The organism is Fulvimonas sp. R45 (assembly GCF_030504985.1).
Lineage (GTDB): Bacteria > Pseudomonadota > Gammaproteobacteria > Xanthomonadales > Rhodanobacteraceae > Rhodanobacter_A.
The window spans coordinates 125,869-152,493 of record NZ_JASERU010000002.1 but is presented as its reverse complement, the minus strand read 5'-3'; the positions used below and the strand labels follow the sequence as shown (position 1 = coordinate 152,493).

Here is a 26,625-nt window from a genome sequence, read left to right as displayed (position 1 = left end):
CAGGACACCAAGGAACCATGCCATGAGCAAGATCCTCGTCATCGCCGAACACCTGGACGGCACGCTGAACCCTTCCACCGCGCGCGCCGTGAGCGCGGCCGCCGCCGTCAAGCCGGAATCCATCGACGTGCTGGTGCTGGCCGCCTACACCGGCGCCCTGGCCACCGAGGCCGCGAAGATCGAAGGCGTGAACCGCGTGCTCACCGTCGAGCGCGCCGAGAACGCGCATCCGCTGGCCGCCGTGCTGGCGCCGCAGGTCGCTAGGGCCGCCGCCGGCTACAGCCACGTGTTCGCGCCCTCCACCACCTTCGGCAAGGACGTGATGCCGCGCGTCGCCGCCCTGCTCGGCGTGGCCCAGGTCAGCGACGTGATGAGCGTGGAAGGCACGCATACCTTCAAGCGGCCGATCTACGCCGGCAACGCCATCGTCACCGTCGAGGCCGAGCCGACGCACACCGTGGTCGCCACCGTGCGCACCGCCTCGTGGCCGGCCGCCGCCAGCGGCGACAACAACGCGCCGATCGAGGCGCTTTCGCTAGACGTGGCGCTGCCCGCGCATACCCGCTACGTCGGCCTGCAGTCGGGCAAGAGCGACCGCCCTGACCTGCAGAGCGCCGGCAAGGTGGTCTCCGGCGGCCGCGGCGTGGGCTCGAAGGAGAACTTCGACATCATCTTCAAGCTGGCCGACAAGCTCGGCGCGGCCGTGGGCGCCTCGCGCGCCGCGGTGGACGCCGGCTACGTGCCCAGCGACCTGCAGGTAGGCCAGACCGGCAAGATCATCGCGCCGGAGCTGTACATGGCCATCGGCATCTCCGGCGCCATCCAGCACCTCACCGGCATCAAGGACGCCGGCACCATCGTCGCGATCAACAAGGATAGTGAAGCGCCGATCTTCGAGGTGGCGGACTTCGGGCTGGTGGGCGACCTGTTCAAGCTGATTCCGGAGCTGGAGCAGGCGCTGGACTGAGTGCCTGCGCCACGACGACCAAGGGGCCGTTCAACGGCGCGGCCTCTTGTCGTCAGGCAACCATTCCAGGTGCCGGGACGTCAGGCGCGATGGCGGTCTCCGACCCATTGACCGCACCGTTGCAGCAGTCGCCACGCAAGCATCGACCAGCCATACTCCGCCGCCGCATCACCGTCACGCGACAGTTCCGCGCAGCGCTCTCGCGGCGATGCCAGCAATGAGGCCAGAAACGCCTCGATGTCTGCACGGTCGTTGCGGCACACCCACCCACGCCCCCAAGTCCGGACGAGCGCATTCGCCGGATCGCTTTCCTCCGAATAGCAGTGCAGGATCGGCTTGCCACTGCCCAGATATTCGAACAGCTTGCCCGGGGTCTGCGCCGCCAGTGCGTTCCCGATGTTCACCAGCACATCGCATCGCCGCTGCAGCTCCAGCACGTATTCATGGGGCTGCTCGCCAAGAAAGACGATGCGACCACCGCTTCGGTCGGCGAATGCCAGATATTCAGGCGCCACTTCGGGAGCGGCCACTGCAAGTCGTACTCGCGGTTGTGCCAGCACGGCCTCAAGCAGGGCCAGCGGGCGACGGAACGGATAGAAGCGTCCCGTGTACAGCAGGTTCAGTTCACCGCCCAGTTCCAGAGCAGGAAGGCCCGGGTTCCACGCAGCATGAGTGACACGATCGTCATAACCCTGCGGAAGCACGAAGATGCGCTCCGGGGCAATGCCGTGCCGTGCGATCAACAATTCGCGTGTCTGAGCCGTCGTCACGCTGATTGCCGCGGCACTCGCGCAGACTTCCGCCTCAAGCTTCCCGGCACGCCGACGCCAACGCCACGGCGTATAGGGCGCAAGCACCGGATCGCCCAGGTCCGCGAACCAGACGGCCCCGCCGGATGCTTCAAGCCCCAGTTCCAGGCTCACTGCCGGCTCGTGGGAACCGATCACCACGTCTGGTCGAAGCCGTTCCAGTAGTGTCCGCAGCGCGGCCCGGGCCGGCCGGCGCCATTGCCCGCGGCTGTCCGGATAGCACCACAGCCCGATCAATGTGTTCAGCCGCTGGTGCAGGCGCCCTTTCCAGTTCAGCGAGGGCACCGGCCGAGCGGGCGGCATGACCGCTCCCGTGGCAGTCGCGTCAGGCCGAAGCATGGAGCGCGCGCGCCTGCGGCGTGCCAGCCAGCCGGCCAATCCACCGGCGGAGCAACGATGGACCGATACCCCTGCTGGTACGGCAAGCGCGGTACCGGAATCCGGCAGCGCTGGCGCGAGCACATGTACTTCGGCCCCCTGCCGCGCCAGTTCGCGCGTGAGGTAATGCCAGCGTATCGATTGCGGCGAGGCCAACGGCGGATAGTCGTAGGCGATCAACAGTATACGCACGCTATTGCTCCATTCCGGACTGGCCATTCCGTTGCCTGCCGCATACTGCAGCCATTGCGCCGCTTGTCTGCGTGCCATGGCTGACGCCGGATGCAGCCCGACCCGTCCGGGGCCGGTCGCACCATGTTCGAAATCGTTTCATCGGGAAATGCCGCCATGGCCATTCATGCCGGGCCGTGGCGGCTACATCTCGCGCGTGTCACCGCCGCCCCTGCAATAAACGAACATCCGCGCTGGCGGCAGGTTTCGCCAAGCCATGCCGGCGAATACGCAGCGCAAGCCCAATTGGTGGCGCACATGCTTTTTCAAGGGATTGCGCCACCCATAGGTGTATTGCACGAAGACACCATTCGGGTGCAGCACGTCGAAGGCCGCGGCGAGAATATCCTGTTGCAGTTCCGCCGACATGGTCAACAAACCCAGGCTGCTCAGCACGGCATCCACCTTCCCACCGGCAAACACCTCGCTTTCCGCAATCAGTCCGACCAGATCGCGCGCGTCGCCGCGGACCAGATGCAACTCGGGAAAGCGACGCGCCAGACAGCCATGCAATACCGGGTTCATCTCCACGGCCATCAAATGCCGGGGCGAGATGCCATGCCGCATCAATGCTTCGGTGATCGCCCCGGTACCGGCTCCCAGCTCGACGACATACCTCGCACGATCGGGTAGCGCCCTCGCCATCAGCTCGCCCAATTGGCGGCCGGAAGGTGCCACCGACGCCATGCTGCGCGGGTGCCTCAACCATTGCAGGAAGAATGTGAACCATTGCGTCTGCGAGGGCAAGGCCTGCCCCAGCTCGATATCACCCATGATCAATTCTCCGGCATATCTCTGCGGTGGGTGGATCTGGCTTTCGACAAGGAATAGTGGCATAAACTCCACCGCGCCATGCTGCTGCAAGTCTAAATCGGACCGGATCGCGATGGATCCAAGCCTGTAGGGGGCGGGTCGGACGAGGGCCAAGGCACACATCGGGGCCGCATGACGCTGCTTCCCGAGCCCCGATGCTGTTCGCAACCCCGGAAGGATCCATGAAATCGCACCTGTATCGCGTCCTTGGTCGTGCTGCCCTGTTGTCCTGCGCCATCCTTGTATTCATTTGTGCCGTCGCCGTCGCCGCACTGCGAGAACCGGAAGCCCTGGAAAAGGGTTTTGTCTTCACCCTGCTCGCCTGCATCACCGGGCTGCTGCTGTTCGCCCTCGGGCGACCGGCCACGGCGCTGCTGCTGGGTGGCGGCTCGTTCCTGCTGCTGAAGTTCATTTCGTCCACCAAGTTGCGCTACCTCGAATCGCCGCTGATGCCGGCCGACTTCGTCTACTTCGCGCGCACCAGCCTGATGGAGACGCTGGAACATTACCCCCATCTGCTGCGGCTGGGTGTGGCGGCGTGCATTCTTGTGCCGCTGCTGGTGGTGTTCGTCTGGCGGGCCGATTATTCCCTGTTTCCGCGCCTACGCGGCTGGTCGCGCACAAGCTTGCGCGTGGCCGGCGCCGTGGCATGCGCACTGGCCTTCTGGATCTGCCTGCTGCCAGGCGGCCCGTTCAAGGCCATCTACGAAAAAGGCCTTTGGAACAAGCTTTCCGACCAGGCACACCTGACGAATTTCTTCATCACGATCCGTGATTCGGCGATCCATATGCCGCCGATGAGCGATGCCGCCACCGCCGAACGGAACTGGGCCGCCAGCGCGCGCTCGACCGGCGGGACGCGGGGGCCTTACCCCGACATCGTGCAGGTGCTGGAAGAAAGCACCTTCGATCCGTCGATCTTCGCCGGGTGCGACATCCCGCAATGTCGCGTGGCGATGTTCGAGCCGGATGCACGGACCCGCGGGCATGGCTTCCTGCGTACGCATACCTTCGGCGGAGGCACCTGGGTCAGCGAATTCGCGGCGCTGACCGGCATGCCACAGGACATTTTCGGGCCTGCCGGCATGTACGCCCCTTACGTGCTGGCTCCGCGCACGCACGATACCCTGCCGATGCTGCTGCGCCGACTCGGCTATCTCACGGTGGTTATCTATCCGACTGGCGGCAACTTCATCAATGCGCGCAACGCCTACCAGTCATACGGCTTCGACCAGTTCTACGACGTCCACGACCTGGGCCTGCAGATGTGGCATACCAGCGATGCGCAGCTGTTTGCCGCGGCAAAGCGTGTCTATGACAAAGTGCACAAGCCGGGCCAACCCGTATTCATCATGGTACTGACCCTTGAACAGCACGGCCCGCATGACACCAAGCCCCTGTCGTCACTGCCCGCGCCCTTCAACCAGGGTCTGATCCATGGTTTGCCTGCCGACCAGGCGCTGAACCTGGACACCTACCTCTCGCGCCTGCACGACTCGGATGAAGGCATGCGGCAGCTGGAGCACGACTTCCTGGATCGCCCGGACCCCACCGTACTGCTGCATTTCGGCGACCACCAGCCTTCATTCAGCGGCCTGATCCGACAGATGAAGCGCTCCCTGCCCACAGGCCTGGAGCCTTACAAGAGCAACCTCACCTACTACATGGTCAAGACCAACTTCGCCACGCCACCGCTGCCAAGCTATCCCATGCTCGACATCGCCTATCTGCCGAGCATGGTGCTGGAAGCCGCAAGTCTGCCCAAGGATCCCTATTTCTCCGCGCTGACCAGCTTCCGTGACCGCTGCCATGGGCTGTACGAGGATTGCGCGGACCATACACTGACCGAATCCTACTACGCGTGGATCTTCGGTCAATTGCATGAATTGCACTGAATGCACCGGAACCAGACCATGTACCGATCGCTTGCCCTTTCCGCCTTCGCGCTGACACTTGTAGGCTGCGGCCGCGCCGAACTGAGTGCAGTGCCTGCCGAGGTTCAACGATGTGCCGGCGTGAACCACCCTGCCACCGTCACCGTGAAGTGGGACGCCTACAAGGCCACCGCAGGCAAGCCGATCAAACTGTGGGTGCGCAATCCGGATTCCTTTGGCGAGGGCGAGGACCATACCACGCTGTGGACCGAACAAGGCCCGACCGGCTCCGCCATGACCGGAAACTGGGTCGTGCCGGGCACGGCGATCATCCTGACCGATGAAAGCGGCAAGCGCGAACTGGCCGAGTTGCACATCGGAAGCGCCAGTTGCCTCAAATAGCCTGTTGGCAGTTCTCGCGATGACGAAAAAGCGCGCGCCCTCAGTCAGGGCTGTCCGCGCATTTTCCGGCGGCATCCAGCTTGTGTCGACAAGCTACTTCCAGCTGCGCCGCATTGAACTGTATCTGACCGTAATCAGCGCCGTGCCGGTAGTGATCCTCAGCCCAGACCTGGCGCACGACCGAGTCGAGTGATAGATAGCCGTCCTCCGGAAAACCGATCGTATCGAATAGCAAGGCCGGCAGCTCGTAGGCGCTGAGGTTTAACTTGCGCGGAGTGAGCGGGCGGTTGGACACCAGCAGGTAACGGGTGTGTTGCGTCACATTCGTGCCATTGTCGTCGAAGCCGAGATCGGCAAACGCATGCGGCAATGCCGGCAGATGGTCGCCATAGAACAAAAGCACCGTCCAACGGGGGCGAGCGAGCAGGCGTTCGGCGAAGTCCTTCAGTGCGTCATCGCCATTGACTAGGTGCGTGAGGTAGTAGGTCAGTTCCTCGGTGCCGGCTGCCGATAAGCCGCGCGGCAGCGGGTGGGCGCCCAGCACGTTCGCCAGCGTGCCGGGGTCGGAGTCCCACGGCCCGTGGTTCTCCATCGTGATCACCATCGCATAGTGCGGTCCCCGCCCGGCATCATCCAGGTGCGCCAGCACATGATCGAACAACGCATGGTCGGAGACAAACTCGCCGGCATGTGCGGCGCCGGCGAAGGAGCGCAAGTAGTAGGCGTGCTGGAAACCAAGCTCCGGCATTACCTGGCGGCGGTTCCAGAAGCTGCCCCGGAACGGGTGAAATAAGACAGTCGAGTAACCCAGCGCCGCCAACCGCCGGGGAACACTTGGCATCCAGGCGGCAGCCAGTCCGTAGTAGGGATACACCACCGACGGAAACGCCTGGATCGGATAACCGGTGAGTGTTTCGAATTCCGTGCGGATAGTGCCGCCACCGTACGTCGGCGTGGTGAGACTACCGGTGATGCCGGTAGCCGCGAGTCGTTCGAAGTTCGGTGTGAACTCGCCGTAATCGATGCCCTTCATCACGCCTGGATCGAAGAACGCCTCGCTCTGCACCACCACGATATCCGGCAATTCGGCCGGCACCTGACGCATCATGCGCGACTTCAGATCGTCAGCGTGCCGAGCCGCGAACCGGGCGACCAGCGCCTCATCGCCCTGGGGGGTCACGATGCGCATCCCTTGCGACATACGGACCAGGCCCGCCATGAAGCCGACATGCTGCACGCTGTCGATCGGATCCCACAGCTGGAAGCCGGGCAGCGACCCGTCCGCATAGGCGGAGGCCCAGGGGTATCGCCCCTGGAACAGGAAGACGAGGACGATCAGCGACAACGCTGCCCATGCCGTGCGACCGGCCCAGCGCAACCTCGGCCAATGACGCTCCATCCGCCAGACCACCCAAAGCACCGCGACGAACGCGAGCAGCACGAGCAGCAGAAGCACGAGGCGATGGCCGGCGTAGTGCGCGAAGAAGCCCATGTTGTGCAGGACCTGACGCCACAGCACCAGGTCGCCGGGCATCAGGGGCTCGTTGAGATTGAGCTCCTTGACGGCATTCACTTCGTATACGAGCCGGACGAGACCGCCGGTGAGTACCAGGGTGAAAAGCGGGCGGCCACTCAGGCCGTAGACCAGCAGCATGAGCAGGAAGACCGGAAACGCATTGCGCCACAGCAAACCGATCTCAAGAGGGATCACACGTAATGCCTGGTCCAGCCACCACACCAAGGTGAGACTTGCCAGCGCCATGATGCCTATTGCTATTGCGGCGACCGCACCCTGCCGGGCACTCACGATGCCGAAATGCCGTAATGTCATCCTGCTCCCCGACTCGATGCTTGCGCCGAGCTTACAATAAGGCCCGACGCAGGTGTTCGCGAATCAGGTAGCGCCCGCGGGAGTCAGGACAGACCTGCATTTGCTTCGGGCTGCATGGCATCGCGCAACACAGCCACGATGCGCCGTGCCGCCAGCCCATCGCCGTAAGGCGAGACGCCACGCGCCATCGAACGATAGGCAGCTGCATCATCGAGCAGGCGCGAAGCCTCGGTCACGATCCGCGCTTCATCAGTACCAACCAGACGCACCACTCCCTCATCCACCGCTTCAGGACGTTCGGTCTCGGCACGCAGCACCAGCACGGGCTTGCCCAACGCAGGCGCTTCTTCCTGGACGCCACCCGAATCGGTGAGGATCAGGTACGCGCGCTTCTGCGCCTCCACGAACGGCGCATAGTCGAGCGGACGACACAGGCGGATGCGGGGATGATCGCCAAGCAGTTCGTGTGCAGTCGCTCGGACGTTCGGATTCGGATGCACGGGATAGAGCACCTCGATATCTTCGTAGCGATCTGCCAATTGGCGGATCGCGCGGCACACCGCACGAAACGGCTCGCCAAAGTTCTCGCGACGATGGGCGGTCACCAGCACGAGCCGGCGCGATGGATCGAGCGGAACATCCAGCGGCAGCTCGCGCTCTGCGACTTCCAGCAATGCATCGATCACCGTATTGCCGGTGACGTGGATTGCGCTGTCGGAAATACCCTCGCGCAGCAGGTTGCCTCGCGAACGTTCAGTCGGCACGAAGTGCCACCGGGACAGGTGGCCCGCCACCATGCGGTTCATTTCTTCCGGAAAAGGATTGCCGAGATCGTGCGTGCGAAGCCCGGCCTCCACATGTCCGAACGGGATGTTCCGATAGAATGCCACGAGGGCGGCCGTCATCACGGTGGTGGTATCGCCTTGAGCCAGCACGATATCGGGCATCAATTCGGCGAAAGTCCCATCCAGCGCAGTGATCAGTCGCGCCGTGAGCTCAGGCAACGACTGGTTGGGCTTCATGATGTCCAGGTCCACATCCGGCTCGATGTCGAACAGGGCCAGCACCTGGTCGAGCAGGTCGCGGTGCTGTGCCGTGGCCAGCACCGTTACCCGTGCCCACGGCTCGCGCTTGAGCACCTTGATCAACGGCGCCATCTTGATGCCTTCCGGACGCGTGCCGACAATGCATAAGACGTGCTTGCGATTCCTCATGGTCGAATTTCCTGCCTGCTGTCCCACTATTCGGTTGCTCCCGGGTCGGCACCCATGTCGCCCTGCGCGTGTCCTCCCAGCACGACGCTGATCGGCTGCCTCGGCTCGGCCGCCACGTCGAAGTTCAACCACGAAAGCAGGAACTGGGTGCCCAGAATGATCGGCAGCGCGGCCAGCATGACCGTGCCGGCCGTGGCAGGCATGTGGCCGGCCATCGAAGCCCACCAGCGCCAGATGCCAAATACGATCCCGAACAGCAACAGCGGGAACCCGACGACCAGCTCTACCGAAGCCGCGGAAAACCCGCGCAGGAAATAGCTGTAAAGCAACCGACGCGAGAAATTGCGCAGATGCCCACGGAGGAAGGGGCCTATCATCCGCATCGGGCGCAGGCTCGACGACTCGTTCGCATATACCGCGCTCATCGGCATTTCCACGACGACCGCACGCAGCTGATTAAGGTTGTACAGCAGGTCCGATTCGAAGAAATACCGCCTGGCGATGTGGTCGAAATCCAATTCGTCCAAAAGGGCGCGATGAATGGCCGTATAGCCGTTGGTCGGGTCGAACAGCTGCCAGTATCCGGACGAAAGCTTGGTCATGAACGAAAGCACCGTGTTGCCGAACAGGCGCACCTTGGGCATGTGCGAAACGTCGCCCACGCGGTAGAACCGGTTGCCCTTGGCGTAGTCGGCGCGCCCGGCCAGCAGCGGCCCTGCGAGCTTGGGAATCAGCGCCGGGTCCATCTGGCCGTCCCCGTCGAGCTTGATCACCGCCATTGCCGGCAGATCGCGTGCCGCCTTGTAGCCGGTCATCACGGCGCCGCCCACACCGAGGTTCTCCGGATGCCGCAGCACCGTTACCCGCGGATCCTTGCAATGCTGCCTGATCAATTCGCCACTGTGCTCGGGGCAGGCATCATCGACGGCGATGATCCAGCCCACTTCGGGACCGATCCGGCTGATCAGGTCGAGCACGTGGGCACTCACTCGGTAACACGGGATGACGACAGCGATGCGGGGGTTCGATGTTGAAGCCATATCAGCGATAGACCCAATGTCTTGAAACGATGAAGCTGACCACGGCAAGCGCGGCTTCGACCAACGGCTTGCCCAGCCAAGCCATCCGCAGACTGAGATGCGTGGCGACCTCGCCGACCAGATAGGTGCTGAGCAAGGTCAGCGTCGACCACAGTACGGCGAATCGGGCGAAATGATGGCGGCTGATGCGCGAGGTTTCCGCCGAGCCGAAGGTAATGCGGCCGTTCGCCAGGAACCCCAGCAATGCGCCCACTACCCGCCCGGCCACGTTCGCGGCCGCGGCATTGACTCCCAGTGCCGTCAGCAGCACGAACACGGCCCAATCGACGAGCACCAGGCACCCGCCGACGAGCAGGAAACTGGCCCCTTGCCGTACGAGGCTCATCGCTTGGCCCTTCTCGCCAGCAGTCGGGCATGATTCCATTCCTTCACCATGTCGACCGGGTTTCCAAACCGCTTCGCAAGGTCACGCTCGGCGGCAAAGTCGCGGCGGAGCGACGCCTTGGCGGAGGCCAGCTGCAGGCCGAGATCCGCCGGCCTGGCTGGCGCGGCTTTCACGACAAAACCCGTCACCCTGCCGGGAAGCGCCACATCGAGCGACGCCTCTGCCATGCCGGTGGGCAGGCATTTCGCCCACTCGTAGCGCGTCCAGGACTTGCCGCCCGCTTGCGCCAGGTTCCAACCGATCACGATGGGTATGTCCGTCACCTTGCAATGCAATCGCACGTCCGCGTGCACGAGCGTGGCGTGCGGCGGCGCTGACGCCATATCGAACCCGATGATGACCGCGTTCGCAGGAGCAGGCTCTGCATTGCCGTCGATTCCAGGGTTCAGCTTCCAGAGTTCGAAGGCGCCATCCTTGTAGACACGTACACCCCGGTCCTGCCTGATCGCCGCATCCAGAGCGGGCGTGAGATCCGTGTCGCGCAAGATGAGCAGATTCACCCCGGTCCGCTCGAACAACGCCAGCCATGTCTTGCCACTGGCATCGACGCGCGCCTTGTCTACCTGCACCGCAAGCTGCTGATCGTACCAGTTGACGACAAACGCATTGCCCGCCAGCTCCGCGGCGAACGGATAATCGTCGCCCACCAGCAGGGTCCTCGCCTGGTCTCCGTAATGCCGGCGGATGATCTCCGCCAGGTGCCGGGTCGGCGCGTAGGTATCGATCACCGACGTGGCGCCCTTGTCCGTCAGTTGCCTGAGCACACCCTGGCGCAGCTGCCAGTCCCCGTTGGGCACGAACGCGAGATTGCCGAGCACCAGGAGCACCAACGCCACCATTGCGGCTCGTGGATAACGCCATTCGCCCGCTCCGGCTGGCACGCCGCGAAGCATGGCCGGCACCAGAAGCACCATGGCCGGGTGCGCATAGCGCAGGTACTGGATCTGGGTCAACGGCAAGGCGAATGCGAGCGCAGCGACCAGGGCCAGGGGACGGGCCCGGCGATTCGTGATCGCCACCAGCAGGCTGCCGAGGAGCGCAAGCAGGGTGAATCCGGCCACGCCGCTGCTGGCCTCGGCGTAATCCGACGCGTCGAACACCAGCTTCCACAGGATGTTCCATGGCAACCCGGTATCCCAGCGATCGTCATGGAAATTGGCGAACGCATAGTAGGTCGAATGGAAATAGCCATTGAATATCGGCAGGGTCGGATTGCCGGTAAGAATGTATGCATAGAAATAGCTCGATCCCGCAATGGCCAGCGCACAGACCGCAGCCACCGGCGCGAACCGCCACGGCAGATCGCGCCACCATCGCAAGAGCATCCACAGTCCGAGCGGGCCGATGGTCATCAGGTTGCTCACCTTCAGCCCGAGCAGCAATCCGAACAGCAGCGCAGTCGTCAGCAGGCGCCGCCGGTCCGGCACACTGGTCTGCGCAATCAGCAAGGCCGCTCCCACTGCCACGGCGGCAGTCGGCCCTTCAGTCTGCATGCCGGTAAGCGTGCCTGCCGTCAGCGGCATGCTGGCGTAGATCGCCACGGCCAGCCAGCGCATGCCTGGATTGAGTTCCAGCACCTCGCACAGCTTCCACATCCCGGCCACGGCAAGCACCAGCCACAACGCATCGACCGCACCGCGCGCGTCCGCGCCTGCCGTCACGAAGGCCATCCCCTGAACGATGTCGCCGGCCCACGCTGAAACTGCCCACAGCCGCGAGCCAACGTCCATTCGATAGTAGCCGAGCGTATCGAGCTGGTAGGGCAGCCCGAGGTGATAGGCCAGATCGTCGTAATGGATTGTCGGCACCCAGGCGCAGGTCGAAACGACCCCGACCACCATCACGGCCAGCAAGGCCATCCGTGGCGCCCCGCCTACCACATCGCTCCACGCCCGTGGCAGCGGCCGCAAGATATCGGCCATGGCGCGCCAGCGCACGACACAGATGAGCAATAGCGCCAGGAGATAGACCGCATGCCCATGGACCTGGTACGGCAGCAACCAGCCGATGATGCCGCTGATCAGCGCCAGACCGGCGAGAACCGACAACGGCGCGCGTCCTTCCCACGCCTTCGGCACTATGAGGCTGCCCAGCGCCATGGCTGCCGCAGCCACCAGCAGCACCGCGAGCATCGGGGCAAGCCCCCCGTAGTAAGCCAGTGCCGCCAGCCAGACGCCCGCTGCCGCCGTGGCCACGTGGCAGCGGAACAGGCGCCGAAGCCCGTACGTCAGGATCCATGCCACAAGGGCCACCTTGGCCAGCGTGGCCAGCGGCCCCCAGGGCATGCCTGTCCACATGGATTCGACGACGAAGCCTGTTCCCACGAGCGCAAAACCGGCCCAGAACAGGATCCAACCCGCAACACGAGGGCGACTCAGCACACCAGCTCTCCCTGACATCAAACGGCCATAATCCCCACCAGACGAGGGCCATGAACACCCTCCGCCCGTTTACCTCGAATCTGCCGCGCCCAACTCTGCCCGCTCAGCCCGCCCGGTATTTGTGCGGCGACCAGGCTCCCCACTTCGCCTCGTAGATCGCCTTGTTCTGCTCGAACAGCGCCTGCCGCTTTTCCTGCTTCAGCTTGTTGAAGGATGCGGACAAGTGATGGTGCACGAAGACATCCTCGGCACAAGCGATGCTCCAACCCGCCTGCTCCACCCGGCGACAGTAGTCATCGTCCTCGAAGAAGCCGATCCCGAACGCCTCGTCCAGCGGGCCCACCTTGGCATAGACTTCGCGCGGCATCATCACGCAGAAGAACGCGGCGGTGCGCAACGGCGTCAGCTGCCCTGCGTGGCGAGCGGTATAGCCCGCCGCCGCATGCAGCATGCCATCCATGTCGTCATAGCTGATGTCGATACGCGCCTCGTTGCCGATGTTGTTGGTCACCGGCCCGATCATGCCGAGCGATTTCGAGTAGCGCAGATGGGCAATCAGCGTGGCGATCCAGCCTGGCGTCACGTGCGTGTCGTTGTTGAGCAGCACGAGATAATCGCCGTTCGCCGCGGCAAGACCCTGGTTGTTGGCGGCAGCGAAGCCACGGTTGTCGGAATTGAGGATGAGATGACGGCCCTCGCCAGCCGCAGCCCATTCCCTGAGGTAGTCGGGCGTTCCATCGGCCGATGCATTGTCGACCACGATGATCTCGAGATTGCCGTAGTCGCTGTACAGCTCCACGCTGCGCAGGCAGGCCTTGGTAAGCTCGAGATTGTTGTAGGTGACCACGATCACGCTGACCCGAGGCTCAGGCAGCAGGGATACGCCCTGCATGAGGTCCTGCGCGCGGTGTCTCCAGGTCTGGTTCGCGGCAAAGCGCTGCCGCCGCTCCACCGCCGAGGCGTCCGGCGGAGCTGCCAGGGCCGCCTCCAGTTCGGACAGGAACGAGGCGTGATCGGAACCCGTGCGCACCAGTTCCCCGAACTGTCGGATTTCCGGCAAAGCAACCGACACCACGTCCTTCCCCGCACTCAGATACTCGTAGACCTTGACCGGATTGGTGGCCAAGGTCAGTGGAATCACCTGGAACGGCAGCAGGCACACGTCGAAGCCATGCAGGTAGTAAGGCAATTCGGTGTATGGCACCTCACCGACAAGCTCGACATTGGGCAATCCGCCCAGCCGCTGGCGTGCACCCGCAGTATCGCCTCCAACTAGCAGCACGAGGTGATCGGCGAAACGCCGCGCCATCTTTTCCACGAGGTCGAGATCGAACCATTCGGCGATGGCCCCGTAGTAGCCGATCACCTTGCGCCCTGACTTGTCGCGGAAGACCCGTTCGGGGCGCACGGCGAAATGCTCGTACTGGCAGGCGTTTCGCACCATGAGGCACGACGGGTTGTGCTTGCCTGCTTCCTCGCGCAGCCAATCTGAGGTGACCACCAGGAGGTCGGCCGTGCGCATCAGATCGTTTTCGCGCGCCAGCACACCAGGACTGTTGTCGGCGAAGCCGCCGTGGTGGTCCATGCAATCGTAGGCAAGCCGATGGTTTGGCAGCAGGCGGGCAGTTTCCAGCCAATACGGGTGCTGCACCAGCGACAGGCAGCTGCGGCTGCGCACCCAGGCCAGCAGTTGCCCCACGCCGGCTCGCAGCTGCTGCTGTGCGTCGGGCGTCGGCACCGCATGGTAGATCGCCGGACTACCCTTCAGGTGCAGCTGGATGCGGAACAGTCGCCCATTGTCGTGCAGCGGCTCGACCGCGAAGCCGGGCTCCTCCCGGTCAATGAAGTCGTTGGAAATGTAGAACACCCGATGGCCGGCACGAGCCAGCTCCCGCGCCAGGTGCTGCGGCCTCTGGATACGGAAGTGCCAGTCGATCACGGCCCACACGAACACGTCCCGGCGATCGCTGGACGGCGGTGCAAGCCTGGCGTCCGGCTTCATGGCAGGCACGGATGGCGCCGCAGTCTCATCAGGCACGCAAGCCGGTGCGCTGGCATGCCGGAGCCGCCGCCGCACCTGCTCCCTATCGGCATCGCCGAGACGCCCGCCGTTGCGCAGCAGTCGCATCGCGAAGCGCATCGGGCGCATCCAGCGCCAGGAACGGCTGGCTTTGATCTGTTCCAGCTCCTGGCGGACCTGTTCGAGCGTGCGAATGCGCGCGTTGCGCTTCGCCAGTTCACCGCGCAAGTCGACCAGATCGGATTCCAGGGAGGCCAATGCGCCTTGCTTGACCTCGATCGCCTGTTCCAGCGCCTGCATGTCGGCCGTCAGGTCCTCGACCCGATCAAGCGCCACCGCGTGCTCGGAACTGAGCCGCTGGGCCCAGGCGGCCACCTCAATGTGGTGGTTGTAGAGATCCTCGTCTTCTGAGAACAACACGGAGGAGGTCGTGGAAGGCAGGTCGGAATGCTCGGCCGTGGCCACCGCGATGAAGTACACCGGATCGATCAGGCGCGTAGTGCGCTCCTCGATCGTTGCGCCTGTATCGGTAAACGCAACCACCGCTGCGCTTTCCGGCCCCGGTGTCAGGGCAAATAGCGCAGACCCGACGGCCAGCCGCTGCCCGTAATAGCGGATACTGCCAAAGTGCCTGCGCAACAGCACGTCGAATTCGTGGAAGTCGAGCTCCTTGACGTGGAATTCGTTGTGGTAGCCCGCCTTTTCCGAATACACCACGCGGTTCGGCGACGACATGACCAGGATCCCATCAGGCCGGAGGACGCGACGGATCTCGCACATCATCTCCTCATGCCGGTCGTGGTGCTCGATCGTCTCGAACGAAACCACCATGTCCACGCTGGCATCCGGCAACGGAATGGCAGCAGCATCGCCCTGCAGGTATTCCAGGTTGTCGCCATGCGCATAGGTGCGCCTGGCATGTTCCACCGCCTCGGGTGAAATATCGACACCGACTACCCGGGCCGCATGCGCTGCCAGCATGGCGCTGCCATAACCCTCGCCGCATGCAATGTCCAGAACGACACGCCCCGACGCCAGGGGACGGCACCACGCATACCTATGCATGTGCTCGTGCCTGATCTGGCCGGATTCGCTGGGTAGGTAACGCTCGCCCGTGAACTCCATGGTTCAGCCCCCCCCCTGGACTATGTCGATCGAATGCATGGGAATTCCCACCAAGCCGTGGCGCATGGTGCTCACGCTGGATTTGAATTGCAGCGCGTCGTGGATCCAGTGCTGCTGGGTATGCTCTTCCTGCGATCCCGTAGCCAGAGCCACGTCGACCGAGTAGTCGCCATTGGGCAATACGGGCATGCGGAAGCGGAAGCGGGCCCGCATGGTCTGGCCGGCAGCGAATTTCAGGACGTTGTCGTGATAGCTCAGGTAAGTATTGTCGCCGAACAGTTGCTGGCCCAGGCGATCCTTCACGTGAAAGCCGAATATCGGCGACGCGATCGCCTGCTCGGCCACCGCCTTGATGACCAGCTCGACGATCTCGCCTCCCTGCACCATGGCGATGTCGCCACGATCCAGACTCGACAGGCGGACATCGACTATGCGCGCGGCGCCTGCGCCGAATTCCCGGTCCACCCTGGAAGCATCGAATTCGAATATGGCGACGAGGTTCCGCGAACCCGTGCCATTCAGGAGATCCTGCCGGCTGTCGCGGACGTCTTCGAGCGCGACGGGCGGCGTCGCGGACGACGGCGGGCGGCTGGCTGCCTGCGCACTGGCCCCATCGGTCGCGCCGGAACGCCGCAACCGCACCACGTCGCCCGCCAGCGCGCGATCAGCGGCATGCTGGGCGGCCAGATACTCCTCGACCACCTGGCCCGCCGCGCCATCCATGACCAGGCGCCCGGCGTCCAGCCAGACGGCACGGCTGCACAGGTTGGTGACGGCGCTCGTGTCGTGGCTGACAAACAGCAAGGTGCCGCGCTGCTGGAAATCGCGCAGGAACCTCATGCATTTTTGCGTGAACCTCACGTCGCCGACGCTGAGTGCCTCGTCGATGATCAGTACATCCGCATCCACGTGCGCCGCCACGGCAAAAGCCAGCCGCACGTACATGCCGCTCGAATAGGTCTTGACCGGCTGGTGGATGAATTCGCCGATCTCCGCGAAGGCCACGATGGAATCGAAGCGCTTGCGCAACTCCTTTTCCGGAATGCCGTAGAGCAGGCCGCTCAGATAGACGTTCTCTTCGCCCGTGAACTCCGGGTTGAACCCTGCGCCGAGTTCCAGGAGTGCGGCTACGCGCCCATGGGTGCTCACCGCTCCCTCGGTGGGATGCAAGGTTCCGCAAATCATCTGCAGCAGCGTCGACTTCCCCGAACCGTTGCGCCCCACGATGCCCACGGTCTCGCCGCGGCGCACGCTGAAACTCACGTCGCGCAGCGCCCAGAATTCCTCGTAGTACATCCCGCCCGTACGCCCCGCCAGGCGGGCCAGGCGGGGCAGCAGCATCTGCTTCAGCCGGTCAGCCGGGCTTGCGTAGATGTCGTAACGCTTGCCGAGCGATTCGACGGAGATGGTCAGCGCGTCAGAGGACATCGGCGAACCCCCTGCGCGACCGTTCGAACCAGCCGAAGGCCGCCCATGCAAACAGGCAGGACACCAGTACATAGATCCCCAGCGCCGGCCACGACGGCATGCGCCCCCAGATCAGCACGTCGCGCGACGCTTCGACGATCAGGGTCAGCGGATTCAGGTAAAGCAGCCGACGATAGGCTTCCGGAATCAGCTCCTTGGAATAGAAGACCGGCGCCAGGAACAGCAGCATGGGCGTAATTACCATCATGGCCTGCTTCAGGTCCCGAAGGAATACGCCCAACGACCCGAGCAGCCAGCACAGCCCGACCATGAAGGGCATGAAGGCCGCCACCACCACGGGGAAAAGCACGGCCGTCCACGGGACCGCTCCATGCGCAATGACCACGAACAACAGAAGCACGATCGTCGAGATAAGAAGATGAAAGAGCGCCGAGCCGAGCAGGGTCCAGGGCAACACGTCCAGCGGAAACACCACCTTCTTGACGAAATTGGCGTTGTCCACGATCAGCGACGGGGCACGATTGGCGCATTCGGCGAACAGCGTGTTGATGTTCAGGCCGGCGAACAGGACGATGGCATAGTCGAAGTGCCCGGTAGCCACGCCTCCCCAGCGCGATTTGAAAAGCACGCCGAAGACGAAGGTGTAGACACCCAGCATGAGCAGCGGATTGAAGAACGCCCAGAGCATGCCGATGAACGATCCGCGATAACGCCCCACCACGTCGCGCTTCGCCATCTGCACGACGAGCGGCAGGTGACGCAGCAGCGAACGGTAGGGCGACAGCGGGTCACGCAGGCGATACTTCGTGATCATGGCATTCCCGCCGGTACGTCAGGCAGGCGCCCGGACGCCCGCAAACCATGCATGTGTTCCATATTTCTATCAGGCCAGCGCCGCGGCCAATTCCGCACGCAGATCCTCGATGTCCTCCACGCCCACCGACAGCCTGACCAAGGCATCGCTGATGCCCAAGCGCTTGCGGTTGGCCGGCGGCACCGAGGCATGGGTCATGATGGCCGGGTGCTCGATCAGGCTTTCCACGCCGCCGAGCGATTCGGCCAGCGAGAACAGTTCGCAACGTTCCAGCATGCGGCGCGCCTTGCGCAGGCCACCCTTCACCTCAAGCGTGACAATACCTCCGAAGCCATGCATCTGGCGCTTCGCCAACGCATGCTGCGGATGGCTCCTGAGGCCCGGGTAGATCACCCGCTCGACCGCGGGGTGCTTCTCCAGCCAGCCGGCCAGCTCCAGCGCGCCTGCGCAATGCTGGCGCATGCGCAGGTGCAGGGTCTTCAGGCCGCGCATGGCGAGGAAGGCGTCGAACGGACCAGCGACGGCGCCCACCGAGTTCTGCAGGAAAGCCATGCGCTCGGCCAATTCGGCACTGCCCGCCACCACGATGCCGCCGACCATGTCCGAGTGGCCGTTGATGTACTTGGTGGCCGAGTGCAGCACCAGGTCGGCGCCGAACTCCAGCGGACGCTGCACCATCGGCGAGCAGAAGGTGTTGTCCACCACCAGGATCAGTCCGTGCTTCTTCGCGAAGGCGGCGACCTTGGCCAGGTCCACCAGCTTGAGCATCGGATTGGTGGGCGTCTCGGCCCAAATCATCCGCGTGTTCGGCTTCAGCGCGGCTTTCAGCGCCTTGCCGTCGTTGAGGTCGATGAAGCTGAAGTCCAGCCCCGCCGAACGGCGCCGCACGCGTTCGAACAGGCGATAGCTGCCGCCGTACAGGTCGTCCATCGCGATCACGTGGCTGCCCGAGTCGAGCAGATCCAGCACCGTGGCCGCCGCCGCCAGGCCCGAGGCGAAGGCGAAGCCGGCCACGCCGCCCTCCAGGTCCGCCACGCAGCGCTCGTAGGCCATGCGCGTAGGATTTTGCGTGCGCGAGTATTCGTAGCCCTTGTGCTTGCCGGGGCTTTCCTGCACGTACGTCGAGGTGGCGTAGATCGGCGTCATGATCGCGCCGGTGGCCGGATCGGGATGCTGGCCGGCATGGATGGCGCGGGTGCCTAGACCGAGATGGGGCGTGGAGGGCTTTCTGCTCATGGCAATACCGATGCTGTGCGGCAGGAATCCGGCCGCATGGAGGACCGGCCATTCTAACCCTGAAACCTTGTCCAGCCTTAACCCCCACCCTTTCTGAACATGAATGCCGTTTCATTTCCGATTGGTCGTCCTGGCACGTCATGCCACAATGGCAAGATCGCCACACCGGAACGTGCCCCACGATGCCCACCCTCCTCGTCACTGGCGGCGCCGGCTTCATCGGCGCCAATTTCGTGCTGCAGGCCGTGGCCGATGGCCTTACCGTGGTCAACCTCGACAAGCTGACCTATGCCGGTAACCTCGACACCCTGGCCTCGCTGGACGGCAATCCCCGCCACGTGTTCGTGCAGGGCGACATCGGCGACCGCGCGCTGGTGGCGAAGCTGCTGGCCGAGCACCGGCCCGACGCGATCGTGAACTTCGCCGCCGAATCGCACGTGGACCGCTCCATCGATGGCCCCGCCGAGTTCGTGCAGACCAACGTGGTCGGCACTCTGGGCCTGCTGGAGTGCGCCCGCGATTACTGGCGCGGCCTGGAAGGTCCCGCGCGCGACGCATTCCGCTTCCTGCACGTCTCCACCGACGAGGTCTACGGCTCGCTGGGCGAGACCGGCCTGTTCACCGAGACCACGCCGTACGCGCCGAACTCGCCGTACTCCGCCTCGAAGGCCGCCTCCGACCACCTGGTGCGCGCGTTCCACCACACCTACGGCCTGCCCACGCTCACCACCAACTGCTCGAACAACTACGGACCGTACCAGTTCCCCGAGAAGCTGATCCCCCTGGTCACCGCCAAGGCGCTGGCCGGCGAGGCGCTGCCGGTGTACGGCGACGGCCTGAACATCCGCGACTGGCTGTTCGTGGGCGACCACTGCTCGGCCATCCGCCGCGTGCTGGAGGCCGGCCGGGTGGGCGAGACCTACAACGTGGGCGGCAACGCCGAACGCACCAACATCACGGTGGTGAAGACCATCTGCGCGCTGCTGGACCAGCGCCGCCCGCTGGCCGACGGCCGCGCCCGCGAATCGCTGATCACCTACGTCAGGGACCGCCCCGGCCACGACCGCCGCTACGCCATCGATTCCGGCAAGCTGCAGCGCGAACTGGGCTGGAAACCCTCGCAGACCTTCGAGAGCGGCATCGCCGCCACGGTGGACTGGTACCTCGCCCACCAGCCGTGGGTACGGCGCGTGCTGGACGGCAGCTATCGGATGGAGAGGCTCGGCCAATGACCACGGCACGCAAGGGCCTCATCCTCGCCGGCGGTTCCGGCACCCGGCTGTACCCGATCACCCAGGCGGTGAGCAAGCAGCTGCTGCCGGTGTACGACAAGCCGATGATCTTCTACCCGCTGGCCACCCTGATGCTGGCCGGCATCCGCGAGGTGCTGGTGATCAACACCCCGCACGAGCAGGCGCTGTTCCAGCGGCTGCTGGGCGACGGCTCGCAATGGGGCCTGGACATCCGCTACGCGGTGCAACCCTCGCCCGACGGCCTGGCGCAAGCCTTCACCATCGGCCGCGACTTCATCGCCGGCCAGCCCAGCTGCCTGGTGCTGGGCGACAACATCTTCTACGGCCACGGCCTCACCGAACGGCTGAAACGGGCCGCCTCCCGCGACCACGGCGCCACCGTGTTCGGCTACTGGGTACGCGATCCGGAACGCTACGGCGTGGCCGAGTTCGACGCCACCGGCAAGGTGGTCGGGCTGGAGGAAAAGCCCGCGCAGCCGAAGTCGCACTACGCGGTCACCGGCCTGTACTTCTACGACAACCGCGCCTGCGACTATGCCGCCGCGCTGAGACCCTCGCCGCGCGGCGAGCTGGAGATCACCGACCTCAACCGCTGCTACCTCGACGACCACTCGCTGCACCTGGAACAGCTGGGCCGCGGCTTCGCCTGGCTGGACACCGGCACGCACGAATCGCTGATGGAGGCAGGCAACTACATCCAGACCATCGAGAACCGCCAGGGCCTGAAGGTGTGCTGCCCGGAAGAGATCGCCTACCTCAACGGCTGGATCGACGCCGAGCAGCTGCTGCGCCTGGCCGCGCCGCTGGCCAAGACCGGCTACGGCCACTATTTGCAGCGACTGGTCTCGCAGGGGCCGGTGCGATGAAGGTGATCGAAACCCGCCTGCCCGGCGTCGTGGTGATCGAACCGCAGGTGTTCGGCGATGCGCGCGGCTTCTTCTACGAGAGCTACAACGAGGCGAAGTATTGCGAGGCCGGCATCGACCGCCGCTTCGTGCAGTCCAACGTCTCGCGCTCCGCGTGCGGCGTGCTGCGCGGCCTGCATTACCAGTGGCCGAACCCGCAGGGCAAGCTGGTCAGCGTGCTGGAAGGCGAGGTGTACGACGTGGCGGTGGACATCCGCCACGGCTCGCCCACCTTCGGCCGGTGGGCCGCGGCGATGCTCACCGCGGAGAACCACCGTCACTTCTGGATCCCCGAGGGCTTCGCGCACGGCTTCTGCGTGGTGTCCGAGTTCGCCACCTTCGCCTACCAGTGCACCGCGCTGTACGACCCCAGGGCCGACGCCGGCATCCGCTGGAACGACGCTGCATTGGCTATCGACTGGCCGGTGGCGGAACCGCTGCTGTCGGACAAGGACGGCAAGGCGCCGCTGCTCGCCGAAGTGCCCGCCGAGCGTTTGCCGACCTATACCGCTGCATGAAGACCCTGCTGCTCGGCGCCAACGGCCAACTCGGCCGCAGCTTCATCGAGGACGGCGGCCTGGCGAAACGCGGCGAACTGGTCGCGGCCAGTCGCGACGGGAAGCGCTTCGACGGCGCCGCCATCGAGGCCGTCGACCTTGCCGCGCCCGATACCCTGCCCGCCCTGCTCGACCGCGTGCAACCGGACGTGATCGTCAACACCGCCGCCTACACCGCAGTGGACCGCGCCGAGCAGGAAGAGGCGCTGGCCACCCGCGTCAACGGCGAAGCCGTGGAGGCGATCGGCCGGTGGGCCGCCGCGCACGGCGCGCTGGTGGTGCACTACTCCACCGACTACGTGTTCGACGGCGTCGCCGCTGCGCCCTACCCGGTCGATGCGCCCACCGCGCCGCTGGGCGCCTACGGGCGCAGCAAGCTGGCCGGCGAGGCCGCGCTGCGCGCCAGCGGCGCGGCGCACTTCATCTTCCGCACCGCCTGGGTATACGCGCCGCACGGCCACAACTTCCTGCGCACCATGCTGCGCCTGGGCGCCGAGCGCGAGGAACTGCGCGTGGTGGCCGACCAGGTCGGCGCACCCACGTCCACCGCGCTGATCGTGGCCGGCACCCTGGCCGCGCTGGATGCCTGGCTGGCCGCCGGCCCCGCGCAACACCGCGCGCTGGAGGGCACCCACCACCTGGTCGCCAGCGGTCACACCAGCTGGCACGGCTTCGCCGACGCGATCTTCGACGCGGCCCACGCTCGTGGCCTGCTGGCGCGCAAGCCGCGCGTGGCGGCGATCGCCACCGCCGACTACCCCACGCCCGCGCGGCGCCCGGCCTGGTCGGTGCTGGACAACACGGGCTTCCGGCAATGCTTCGGCTATGCTTTGCCCGATTGGCAGACCGGCCTGGACGGCGTGCTGGACGCGCTCGCGCACCAGCACGCCTGACCGCCTGCAGGAGCGCATAGGATGCGCTCCTGCAGGCGGGCCGGGATACCGCAGGCAAACCGCACAGGCTGATCCACCATGCTCATTCCCCTGATCCTCAGCGGCGGCAGCGGCACCCGGCTGTGGCCCGTCTCGCGCCGGAACCTGCCCAAGCAGTTCCTCTCGCTGGCCGGCCACGGCACGCTGTTCCAGCAGACCGTGGCGCGCACGCGCCAGCTGCCCGGCGTGGCCGCGCCCATCGTGGTGGCCAGCGAGGACCATCGCTTCCTCGCCGCCGAGCAGTTGCGCGAGGCCGGCGTCGACGGCGGCGCCGTGATGCTGGAGCCGCTGGCGCGCAACACCGCCCCGGCGATCGCGCTGGGCGCGCTTGAAGCATTGAAGCGCGATCCCGAGGCGCTGCTGCTGGTGCTGCCGGCCGACCACCTGATCGGCGACACCGCCGCCTTCGTCGCCGCCGTGGGGCAGGCGCTGCCGGCGGCACGAGAGGGCTGGCTGGCCACCTTCGGCATCCGCCCGGACCGCGCCGAGACCGGCTTCGGCTACATCCGCCGCGGCGAGCCGCTGGGCAGCGGCGCGTTCCGCGTCGAGCGCTTCGTGGAGAAGCCCGACCTCGCCACCGCCGGGGGCTACCTCGCCGATGGCGGCTACGACTGGAACTCCGGCATGTTCCTGTTCCGCGCCGACCGCTACCTGGACGAGCTGGGCCAGCATGCGCCGGCGATGCTGACTGCGGTGCGCGCCGCGCACGCCGCCGCCCACGCCGACCTCGACTTCGTGCGCGTGGACAAGGAACTCTTCGCCAAGGTGCCGGAGGATTCCATCGACTATGCGGTGATGGAGAAAACCGCGCGCGCGGCCGTCATCCCCGTCGCCTGCGGCTGGAGCGACATCGGTTCCTGGTCGGCCCTGTGGCTGGCCGGCGAGCGCGACGCCGACGGCAACCTGCGCGAGGGCGACACACTCGCCGTGGCCACGCGCAATTCGCTGCTGCGCTCGCACGACCGTCACCTGCTCGCCACCGTGGGCGTGGACGACCTGGTCGTGGTGACCACGCCCGACGCCACGCTCGTCGCGCATCGCGACGCGGCGCAGGACGTGAAGAAGATCGTGGAGCAGCTGAAGGCCGCCGGCCGCAGCGAGCATTCCTTCCATCGCGTGGTGCATCGCCCCTGGGGCAGCTACGACTCGCTGGAAGCGGGCGAGCGCTTCCAGGTGAAACGCATCGTGGTGAAGCCCGGCGCCAGCCTCAGCCTGCAGAAGCACCACCACCGCGCCGAGCACTGGATCGTGGTCTCCGGCACCGCCGAGGTCACCTGCGACGACCAGGTGTTCCTGCTCGGCGAGAACCAGAGCACCTACATCCCGCTCGGCAGCAAGCACCGCCTGCGCAACCCCGGCAAGGTGCCGCTGGAGCTGATCGAGGTGCAGTCCGGCAGCTACCTCGGCGAAGACGACATCGTGCGCTACGACGACGTGTACGGCCGCGCGTAGGCATGCCCCTCCCCCTGCGTGCAGGGGAGGGCCGAAGCGGGTCAACCAACCTCGCGGCCAGCCCGCCCCTACCCTCTCCCGGGCTCCCCCTGCACGCAGGGGGAGGAGCGAAACCACGGCCAGCCCGCATCACCTGCCCTCGCACGCAGGAGAATTCCCCTGCACGCAGAAGAAGAGAGGCCGGCTACTGCGAACGCGATCGCCTGCGCAGACGGTACTCGTCGCGCGCCACGTAGCCCGCCGCCCCCAGCACCATCAGCGCCAGGATGTACCAGGTCATGAGGTAGTTGAGGTGGTGGTTGGGGAAATGCACCACCGTCATGCCGCCCTCGGGCCAGGGCTTGCCGCCCGCGTTGGGGTGGGCGTCCGCATCGACGAAGTACGGCGCCACGTCGTGCAGGCCGCGCGCCCTGGCGATCGCCGCCACGTCGCGGGTGTACCAGGTGTCGCTGGCCGGCTGGTTGCGGCGGAACAGGCCGGAAGGCTCGCTGATGCGCAGCAGGCCGGTCACCGTGACCTCGCCCGCCGGCGCGGCCGGGCAATGCCCCTCGAGGTCGCACCAGCCTTCCGGCGCGAAGCCGCGGTTCACCAGCACGATGCTGCCGTCGTCGCGGCGCAGCGGGGTGAGGATCCAGTAGCCGCTGCCCTTGTCGGTGGCGGTCCACACCCGCGTCTGGCGGTCGCCGAGCCAGCGGCCGCTGAGCCGCACATGGCGGTATTCGGCGTTGGCCGCGGTGAGCGCGGCCCAGTCCGCCGGCCCCGGCGCCGCCACCGGCGCGGCATGCACGCGTTCGTCGGTGTGCGCGATCAACGCCTTCTTCCACGCCAGCCGGTGCACCTGCCAGGTGCCCAGCGCCACGAAGCCGGCGAACAGCGCCAGGCCGAACAGGGCCAGCAGGGTCAGCGCGAGCGGCCCACGCACGTCGCGCTCGTTCTCGCCGGTTGGGGTGGGGATGTCAGGCATGGCCGCCCATGATCGCATCCTGCACAGTAAGCGCGCGCCGCGGCGTGTTGCCGCGGTGCGCGCCACGCCAGGCCGTCAGTCGTCCGGCAGGCCGCCGGAACGGCGGCTGATCCACAAGGCGCCGATCGTGCCGACCGCGCCCGAGAGCAGGTACAGGCCCACGTACGGCACGCCTGCGTACCGGGCCAGCGCCAGCGCCACCAGCGGCGCAAAGCCCGCGCCGATCAGCCAGCCCAGGTCCGAGGTGATCATGGCGCCGCAGAAGCGGAACTCCGGCCGGAAGTTCGAGCTCACCGCGCCGGCCGCCTGCGCGTGCGTGAAGCCCAGCAGGGCGTAGCCGAAGATGATGAACAGATAGCTGTTCACCGTGCCGCCCGAGAGCAGCAGCGCGGTCCAGCCGCTGTAGACCGCGATCAGCGCACCGCCGATGGCCAGGGTGGTGCGGCGGCCGAAGCGGTCCGCCACCACGCCGGACAGCAGCATGCAGGGCAAGGCCACGAAGGCGCCGAGGATCTGCACCATGAGGAAGTCAGGCACCTGCTGCTGCGTGAAGAGCAGCGCCCACGACAGCGCGAAGATGGTCACCAGGTGGAACATCGCATAGCTGGCCAGCGGCGCGAAGGCGCCCAGCGCGATGTTGTTGCCCTGCGAGCGCACCAGCTCGCGCATCGACGAGGGTTCGAGGTCGCGCTCCTTGAGCTGTTCCGCGTAACGCGGCGCGACCACCATGCGCAGCCGGGCGAACAGGGCCACCACGTTGATGGCAAACGCCGCGAAGAAGGGATAGCGCCAGCCCCACTCGATGAATTCCCGGTGGGAAAGGCTCGACCAGATGTAGGCGAACAGGGCCGCCGCGATGATGAAACCGATCGGCTCGCTCAGCTGCGGCAGCATGGCGTACCAGCCGCGCCGGTCCTTCGGCGCCTTCAGCGCCATCAGCGAAGCCAGCCCGTTCCAGCTGCCGCCCATCGCGAAGCCCTGGCCGAAGCGCAGCACCGCCAGCGCCAGGATCGCGGCCCACCCCAGCGTGCCGTAGCCGGGCAGGAAGGCCGTGCCGGCCGTCGCCATGCCGAGCAGGAACAGCGCGATGGTCAGCTTGGCGGGAAGGCCGAAATGGCGCTGCAGCACCAGGAAGAACATCGAGCCCAGCGGGCGCGCGACAAACGCCAGCGCGAAGATCGCGAAGGAATAGAAGACGCCGTCGATCTGGCTGGCGAACGGGAAGAACACCGCCGGGAAGGCCAGCACGCAGCCGATGCCGAACACGAAGAAGTCGAACGACTGGCTGACGCGCCCCACCAGCACGCCGACGGCGAGGTCGCCCGGCGCCAACTGTTCCGGGTGGGAGCCTCCGCCTTGCGCATGGACGACCGGACCGGGAACCGATTGGGTGTGGCTGGTAGACATGGCAATTCCCTGGCGACGATCGTGCAAGAGGTTGCTGGATAAATCGGCTTCGGCCGCTTGCTGCGACGATCGGACGCACGTGGCCTTCACGCCGTCCATTCGCAGCCCGGAAGCGGGTTCCCACGAACCCGTCCCATCGGGTCATGC

The 26,625-nt window shown here is 65.7% G+C and carries 21 protein-coding genes; 8 read left to right on the top strand and 13 right to left on the bottom strand.

All coding sequences use genetic code 11. The features are described from left to right. The first annotated feature begins 22 nt into the window (after positions 1-22). Positions 23-967 carry an FAD-binding protein gene (locus tag QMK61_RS02265; protein WP_302070137.1) on the top strand — a complete coding sequence of 315 codons (945 nt, stop codon included), beginning with the start codon at positions 23-25 and terminating at the stop codon, positions 965-967. Between the two features lie 80 nt (positions 968-1,047). On the opposite strand, the gene QMK61_RS02260 is transcribed toward QMK61_RS02265, so the two are convergent. Both QMK61_RS02260 and QMK61_RS02255 read right to left on the bottom strand, forming a co-directional pair. After that, positions 1,048-2,424, bottom strand: coding sequence for a glycosyltransferase (locus tag QMK61_RS02260; RefSeq protein WP_302070136.1), 1,377 nt, complete (start codon positions 2,422-2,424; stop codon positions 1,048-1,050). A gap of 105 nt (positions 2,425-2,529) precedes the next feature. Next, entirely contained in the window at positions 2,530-3,159 is a 630-nt protein-coding gene (locus tag QMK61_RS02255) for a methyltransferase domain-containing protein (RefSeq protein ID WP_302070134.1), read from the bottom strand. Positions 3,160-3,380: 221 nt separating this feature from the next. Between QMK61_RS02255 and QMK61_RS02250 the strand changes: the two genes are divergently transcribed. Then, a complete protein-coding gene (locus QMK61_RS02250; RefSeq protein ID WP_302070133.1) occupies positions 3,381-5,093 on the top strand; it encodes an LTA synthase family protein in 1,713 nt (570 codons plus the stop codon). 18 nt (positions 5,094-5,111) lie between these two features. Then, a complete protein-coding gene (locus tag QMK61_RS02245; protein WP_302070131.1) occupies positions 5,112-5,474 on the top strand; it encodes a hypothetical protein in 363 nt (120 codons plus the stop codon). A gap of 40 nt (positions 5,475-5,514) precedes the next feature. On the opposite strand, the gene QMK61_RS02240 is transcribed toward QMK61_RS02245, so the two are convergent. The 9 genes from QMK61_RS02240 to QMK61_RS02200 all read right to left on the bottom strand — a co-directional run bounded on the left by QMK61_RS02240 (position 5,515) and on the right by QMK61_RS02200 (position 19,008). After that, positions 5,515-7,305 (bottom strand): LTA synthase family protein, encoded by a 1,791-nt coding sequence (locus QMK61_RS02240; protein ID WP_302070130.1) that lies wholly within the window; start codon positions 7,303-7,305, stop codon positions 5,515-5,517. A gap of 83 nt (positions 7,306-7,388) precedes the next feature. Next, positions 7,389-8,519 carry a UDP-N-acetylglucosamine 2-epimerase (non-hydrolyzing) gene (wecB, locus tag QMK61_RS02235; protein WP_302070129.1) on the bottom strand — a complete coding sequence of 377 codons (1,131 nt, stop codon included), beginning with the start codon at positions 8,517-8,519 and terminating at the stop codon, positions 7,389-7,391. A 26-nt stretch (positions 8,520-8,545) separates the two neighbouring features. Next, complete coding sequence (locus QMK61_RS02230) at positions 8,546-9,559, bottom strand: glycosyltransferase (RefSeq protein WP_302070128.1); 1,014 nt, start codon at positions 9,557-9,559, stop codon at positions 8,546-8,548. A gap of 1 nt (position 9,560) precedes the next feature. Next, positions 9,561-9,944 carry a GtrA family protein gene (locus QMK61_RS02225; protein WP_302070127.1) on the bottom strand — a complete coding sequence of 128 codons (384 nt, stop codon included), beginning with the start codon at positions 9,942-9,944 and terminating at the stop codon, positions 9,561-9,563. Continuing rightward, positions 9,941-12,385 (bottom strand): hypothetical protein, encoded by a 2,445-nt coding sequence (locus tag QMK61_RS02220; protein ID WP_302070126.1) that lies wholly within the window; start codon positions 12,383-12,385, stop codon positions 9,941-9,943. Before QMK61_RS02220 ends, QMK61_RS02225 begins: the two co-directional genes overlap by 4 nt. A gap of 103 nt (positions 12,386-12,488) precedes the next feature. Beyond that, the gene (locus QMK61_RS02215; RefSeq protein ID WP_302070125.1) at positions 12,489-15,530 is read right to left on the bottom strand and encodes a glycosyltransferase; all 3,042 of its coding nucleotides are present in this window, start codon (positions 15,528-15,530) and stop codon (positions 12,489-12,491) included. A 3-nt stretch (positions 15,531-15,533) separates the two neighbouring features. Continuing rightward, positions 15,534-16,958, bottom strand: coding sequence for an ABC transporter ATP-binding protein (locus QMK61_RS02210; RefSeq protein WP_302070123.1), 1,425 nt, complete (start codon positions 16,956-16,958; stop codon positions 15,534-15,536). Continuing rightward, on the bottom strand, positions 16,948-17,772 hold the full coding sequence (locus QMK61_RS02205) for an ABC transporter permease (RefSeq protein ID WP_302070121.1): 825 nt from the start codon (positions 17,770-17,772) through the stop codon (positions 16,948-16,950). Before QMK61_RS02205 ends, QMK61_RS02210 begins: the two co-directional genes overlap by 11 nt. 69 nt (positions 17,773-17,841) lie before the next feature. Beyond that, on the bottom strand, positions 17,842-19,008 hold the full coding sequence (locus QMK61_RS02200) for a PLP-dependent aspartate aminotransferase family protein (RefSeq protein WP_302070120.1): 1,167 nt from the start codon (positions 19,006-19,008) through the stop codon (positions 17,842-17,844). A 182-nt stretch (positions 19,009-19,190) separates the two neighbouring features. Between QMK61_RS02200 and rfbB the strand changes: the two genes are divergently transcribed. The 5 genes from rfbB to QMK61_RS02175 all read left to right on the top strand — a co-directional run bounded on the left by rfbB (position 19,191) and on the right by QMK61_RS02175 (position 24,107). After that, positions 19,191-20,240, top strand: coding sequence for a dTDP-glucose 4,6-dehydratase (gene rfbB, locus QMK61_RS02195; RefSeq protein WP_302070118.1), 1,050 nt, complete (start codon positions 19,191-19,193; stop codon positions 20,238-20,240). Beyond that, a complete protein-coding gene (gene rfbA, locus QMK61_RS02190; RefSeq protein ID WP_302070117.1) occupies positions 20,237-21,127 on the top strand; it encodes a glucose-1-phosphate thymidylyltransferase RfbA in 891 nt (296 codons plus the stop codon). The genes rfbB and rfbA overlap by 4 nt, the downstream gene beginning before the upstream one ends. Continuing rightward, a complete protein-coding gene (rfbC, locus tag QMK61_RS02185; protein ID WP_302070116.1) occupies positions 21,124-21,684 on the top strand; it encodes a dTDP-4-dehydrorhamnose 3,5-epimerase in 561 nt (186 codons plus the stop codon). The genes rfbA and rfbC overlap by 4 nt, the downstream gene beginning before the upstream one ends. Continuing rightward, on the top strand, positions 21,681-22,616 hold the full coding sequence (gene rfbD, locus QMK61_RS02180; protein ID WP_302070114.1) for a dTDP-4-dehydrorhamnose reductase: 936 nt from the start codon (positions 21,681-21,683) through the stop codon (positions 22,614-22,616). The genes rfbC and rfbD overlap by 4 nt, the downstream gene beginning before the upstream one ends. A 78-nt stretch (positions 22,617-22,694) precedes the next feature. Further along, positions 22,695-24,107, top strand: coding sequence for a mannose-1-phosphate guanylyltransferase/mannose-6-phosphate isomerase (locus QMK61_RS02175; RefSeq protein WP_302070112.1), 1,413 nt, complete (start codon positions 22,695-22,697; stop codon positions 24,105-24,107). A gap of 184 nt (positions 24,108-24,291) precedes the next feature. On the opposite strand, the gene QMK61_RS02170 is transcribed toward QMK61_RS02175, so the two are convergent. Continuing rightward, positions 24,292-25,071 carry an SURF1 family protein gene (locus QMK61_RS02170; RefSeq protein WP_302070111.1) on the bottom strand — a complete coding sequence of 260 codons (780 nt, stop codon included), beginning with the start codon at positions 25,069-25,071 and terminating at the stop codon, positions 24,292-24,294. Between the two features lie 75 nt (positions 25,072-25,146). After that, a complete protein-coding gene (locus tag QMK61_RS02165) occupies positions 25,147-26,478 on the bottom strand; it encodes an MFS transporter (RefSeq protein ID WP_302070109.1) in 1,332 nt (443 codons plus the stop codon). Positions 26,479-26,625 lie beyond the last annotated feature (147 nt).